The 4,649-nt window shown below is 67.5% G+C and carries 3 protein-coding genes, 1 pseudogene and 1 other annotated feature; of the genes and pseudogenes, 2 read left to right on the top strand and 2 right to left on the bottom strand.

Going from position 1 to position 4,649, the window contains the following annotated elements:
* A pseudogene (locus RDM88_RS11940) lies at positions 1–195 on the bottom strand (Asp-tRNA(Asn)/Glu-tRNA(Gln) amidotransferase subunit GatA); the annotation flags it as partial.
* Positions 196–207: 12 nt separating this feature from the next.
* Positions 208–2,298, bottom strand: a complete 2,091-nt coding sequence (gene aspS / locus RDM88_RS11935) for an aspartate--tRNA ligase (RefSeq protein ID WP_308755052.1) — start codon at positions 2,296–2,298, stop codon at positions 208–210.
* Between the two features lie 50 nt (positions 2,299–2,348).
* Positions 2,349–2,586, bottom strand: a binding site (T-box leader).
* A 223-nt stretch (positions 2,587–2,809) separates the two neighbouring features.
* On the opposite strand from aspS, the gene RDM88_RS11930 reads away from it, so the two are divergent.
* On the top strand, positions 2,810–4,186 hold the full coding sequence (locus RDM88_RS11930; RefSeq protein WP_374045467.1) for an MATE family efflux transporter: 1,377 nt from the start codon (positions 2,810–2,812) through the stop codon (positions 4,184–4,186).
* On the top strand, positions 4,183–4,629 hold the full coding sequence (locus RDM88_RS11925; protein WP_308755051.1) for a MarR family transcriptional regulator: 447 nt from the start codon (positions 4,183–4,185) through the stop codon (positions 4,627–4,629). Before RDM88_RS11930 ends, RDM88_RS11925 begins: the two co-directional genes overlap by 4 nt.
* The last annotated feature ends 20 nt before the right edge of the window (positions 4,630–4,649 follow it).

Genomic DNA, 4,649 nt, shown 5'->3' with positions numbered 1-4,649 from the left:
CCGCGCCGCGTCGACCTCGGCGGCGCGGGAGCGCGCCGTGTCCGCCGTTACGGCCAGATAGGCGCCGATCCTTCCGTCGCCCGCCTCGATCTCGGAGAGATAGGCCTCCGCCGCCTCCGCGGCGGAGAGCTCCCGCCGCTGGAGCAGCGCGGAGAGCTCTGCGGCGCTGAGCCGCGTGATCTGCTGGTCTTTCATCTCATTCCCTCCTCATTCCACGACCTGCGGGACGAAAAAGCATCCGTCCCGGGTCTCGGGCGCGCCCGCGAGCAGGTCCGCGCGCGGCAGGGGCGTTCCGGCCCTGTCCGGCCGGAAGACGTTTTCGAGTGGCACCACATGGCTTGCGGGCGGGACCCCCTCGGTGTCCGCCTCCGCGAGCTGGCCGGCGAAGGCGACGAGCTCGGCCATCTGCCGTTCGAGCGCCTCCCGCTCCTCCGGCGCGACCCGCAGGCAGGAGAGCTTTGCCGCCGCGTCCACGTCGACGCGGACCCGGCCGCACTGCGCTTTGGATGGGGATTCGTTTCCCCCGCCCTCCCGGAAGAGGCCGGCCAGCCCGAGCGCGTCGAGCTGCGCGGGGTCGACGGGGCCCGGCGCGCCGGTGAGCGGGCACCGGGCGTCCTTCGTCTTGGGGAAGGCGATCACGTCGCGCAGGGAGGGGGCCCCGAGCATCTGCATGACCAGCCGGTCGAGCCCGAACGCGAAGCCGCCGTGGGGCGGGGTGCCATACTGGAAGGCGTTGACCAGGAAGCCAAACCGCTCTTCGATCTGCTCGTCGGAGAAGCCGAGCGCCTCGAACATCCGCTCCTGGACGTCCCGGCGATGGATGCGGATGCTGCCGCTTCCGAGCTCGACGCCGTTGAGCACCACGTCATAGGCCTGCGCGCGCACCCGCGCGGGGGCGGTGAGCAGGTAGGGGAGGTCCTCGGGATAGGGCATCGTAAAGGGGTGGTGGGTCGCGACGTAGCGGCCCTCCTCCTCGGAATACTCGAACTGGGGGAAGTCGGTGACGAAGCAGAACCGGTATTCCCCGGGGTCCCGGCGCAGGCCGAGCAGGTCGGCGAGGTCGAGCCGCAGCCCGCCGAGGGTGCGGCAGACGGTGGAGAAGCGGTCGGCGCAGAAGAGGATGAAGTCGCCCGGCCCGCCGTCCACCGCGTCGAGCAGCGCGGAAAATTCCGCCTCGGAAAAGTACTTCGTCAGGACGGAATAGGGCTCCCCGTCCTCCCGGAGGGCGATCCACGCCATCCCCCTGGCGCCGTAGCCGAGGGCCTTTTCGGTGAGCTCCTCAATTGTGCCGCGGGAAAAATCGCCATGCCCCCTGACATTGATGGCGCGCACCACGCCGCCCGCCTCCACGGCCCTGCGGAAGACCGAAAAGCCGCAGCCGCGCGCAAGCTCCGTCACGTCGACGATCGGCAGCCCGAAGCGCAGGTCGGGCTTGTCGGAGCCGTAGCGGTCCATCGCCTCCCGCCAGGTGAGGCGGGGGAAGGGGTCGGGGAATTCGATCCCCTTCGCCTCCCGGAAGAGGTGTTTGAACATCCGCTCGAGGTGCCGGAGGATGTCCTCCTGGTCGACGAAGGAGAGCTCCATGTCCACCTGCGTGAACTCGGGCTGGCGGTCGGCGCGCAGGTCCTCGTCGCGGAAGCAGCGCGCGATCTGGTAATATTTGTCGACGCCGCCGACCATCAGGAGCTGCTTAAAAATCTGCGGCGACTGGGGCAGCGCGTAGAATTCCCCCTGGTGCACCCGGCTGGGCACGAGGTAGTCGCGCGCTCCCTCGGGGGTGGATTTGGTGAGCATCGGCGTCTCCACCGCGAGGAACCCCTCGCCTTCGAGATAGTCGCTCACGAGGCGCGCGACCCGTGCGCGAAAGCGCAGGTTTTCGAGCAGCCCCGGGCGGCGCAGGTCGAGGAAGCGGTAGCGCAGCCGCACCTCCTCCCGCACGCCCGCCGCGTCCTCGAGCGAAAAGGGCAGGGGCTGCGCCTCGGAGAGCACCTCCATCCCGTGCGCGCAGAGCTCGAAGGTGCCGGTGGCGAGCCGGGGATTGTAGGTTTCCTCGCTGCGCGGGCGCAGTTCCCCCCGCACCGCGATCACCGATTCGACGCGCAGGCCCTCCGCCGCGGCGAAATCCTCCCGCGGGAGGTTCTGCGCGTCGAACACCACCTGGAGCGTTCCCTCCCGGTCCCGCAGGTCGATGAAGATGACGCCGCCCATGTCGCGCTTGTTCTGCGCCCAGCCCATGACGACGGCGGCGCGGCCCACGTCGGTTTCCCGCAGCGCGCCGCAGTAGTCGGTTCGTTTCATAACGGATCCCTCCAAAGATCGGACGAAAAAGGAGCGCCCTTCGTCCCTTGTTTTGGGACGAAAGGCGCTCCTTCCGCGGTACCACCCAAATAGGGCGCCGGGGCGCCCCACTCTTTCACCTATGGTTTGCGGCTGTAACGTGCCGCCCGGCGTCCGAGCCTACCGGCAAAATGCGTTCGGTCGGAAACTCGGGGATGTTCTTCCTCCCGTGCCTTGTACCGGGCTCCCACCTCTTCCCGGCTCTCTGCGACGCGGCGTCGGGGCTACTCTTCCCGTCATCGTCTTTATCAGTATGCATATAAAAAAGGACGGCACTTTCCCCACGGAGTGGTAAAAGCGCCGTTGCTTTTATGACGGTTATTCTAGCAGGCCGGGCGCGCCTTGTCAATCCCTTTTTAAAAATTTCCCCGCGGGGAGGCCGGGGAAAGGCCTCCTTTTTCTGGCAGAAAGGTTGCGTTGACAACTATTTTTCCGCCTGATATAATGGGAGGGAAAGAAAGGGAGCGGTTTCGTGAACAGCGACCAGAACCAGGCGGATAAATTCGCCAGAATGACCCAGACGCCCATTCCGTGGCTCATCACGACGCTGGCGGTCCCCACGATCATCAGCATGATGATCACCTCGGTCTACAACATGGCGGACACCTTTTTCGTCGGCCGGATCGGCACCAGCGCGACGGGCGCGGTGGGCGTCGTCTTTTCGCTGATGGCGGTCATCCAGGCCATCGGGTTCATGTTCGGGCAGGGCTCGGGCAACTATATCGCCCGCAGCCTCGGCGGCCAGGACTTCCGGGACGCCTCGCGCATGTCCGCGACCGGGTTTTTCTCGGCGCTGATCGTGGGCGGGCTCATCACCCTCTTCGGCCTTCTCTTCCTCGACCCGCTCGTGCGGCTGCTCGGCGCGACCGAGACGATCCTGCCCTACGCCCGGGACTACGCGCGGTACATCCTGCTCGGCGCGTCCTACATGACCGCGTCGCTCGTCCTCAATAACCAGCTGCGCTTCCAGGGCAGCGCCTCCTACGCGATGGTCGGCATCGCGGCGGGCGGCATCCTCAACATCGCGCTGGACCCGCTGTTCATCTTCGTGTTCGGGATGGGCATCGCCGGGGCGGCGATCGCGACGGTCATCAGCCAGTTCGTCAGCTTCTGCATCCTGCTGGCCGGCTGCACGCGGGGCGGAAACATCCGCATCCATTTCCGGGACTTCACCCCCCGCTGGGAGCTCTACCGAGAGATCCTGCGCGGCGGCCTGCCCTCCCTCTGGCGGCAGGGCCTGGCGAGCGTCGCCACCATCTGCCTCAACCTCGCGGCGGGCCCCTACGGCGACGCGGCGATCGCCGCGATGTCGATCGTCTCCCGCGTCAACATGTTCGCCTCCTCCGCGCTCATCGGCTTCGGGCAGGGCTTCCAGCCGGTATGCGGCTTCAATTACGGGGCCAGGCTCTACAGGCGGGTCCGCGAGGGCTTCTGGTTCTGCGTGCGCGTGTCGGTCGTGGTGCTGGCGGTGCTGGCGGTGGCCGGGTTCGTTTTCGCCCCCGAGATCATCGCGGTCTTCCGCGGGGAGGACGCGCTTGTCGTCGAGATCGGCGCGCGGGCGCTGCGCTTCCAATGCGTGGCCTTCCCGCTCATGTCCTGGGTGATCATCAACAACATGCTCTGCCAGACGATTGGCAAGGCAGCCAAGGCGACCGTCCTCGCCATGGCGCGGCAGGGGCTCTTCTTCCTGCCGCTCATCCTCATCCTGCCGCCGCTCTTCGGGGTGCTCGGGGTGCAGCTCAGCCAGCCGCTCTCCGACCTGGCGACCTTCCTGCTCTCGGTGCAGATCGGCTTCACCGTCCTCCGCGAGCTCAAGGCGCAGGAGGCGGAGGAGGGGGGCGCGGCATGAAAACGGTGCGCCTCAACCGGGATATCTCCATCCTCTACCGCTACGGACAGCGGTTCTTCGCCTGCCGTCTCGCCCCGCTGGGGGTCGAGGTGGGGCAGCTCCCGGTGCTGATGCAGGTCTACCAGATGCCCGGCACGACGCAGGACGCGCTGTCGATGGGGCGGGGGCTCGACAAGGGGACGATCGCCCGCGTGGCGAAGTCGATGGAGAAGGCGGGGCTCCTGCGCCGGGAAACCGACCCCGACGACCGCCGGATCAACCATCTCTATCCCACTGAGCGGGCGCTCGCGCTGCGCCCGCAGGTGGAGGCGGTCATCGACGAGCTGCACGGGGTGCTCTACCGCGGGCTGAGCGGGGAGGAGATCGCGCAGGCTTCCGCCCTGGTGGCCCGGATGCGCCTCAACCTCGCCGGCGAAATCGAACGGCAGCGGTCGCTGAAATAAGAACCCAGACAAAAGCGGCG

Origin of the sequence: uncultured Anaerotruncus sp., assembly GCF_902490045.1 — a bacterium.
In the GTDB taxonomy this organism is placed as follows: Bacteria; Bacillota; Clostridia; order Oscillospirales; family Ruminococcaceae; genus Anaerotruncus.
The sequence above is the reverse complement of the archived record's forward strand: the minus strand, read 5'-3'. Positions and strand labels throughout refer to the sequence as shown.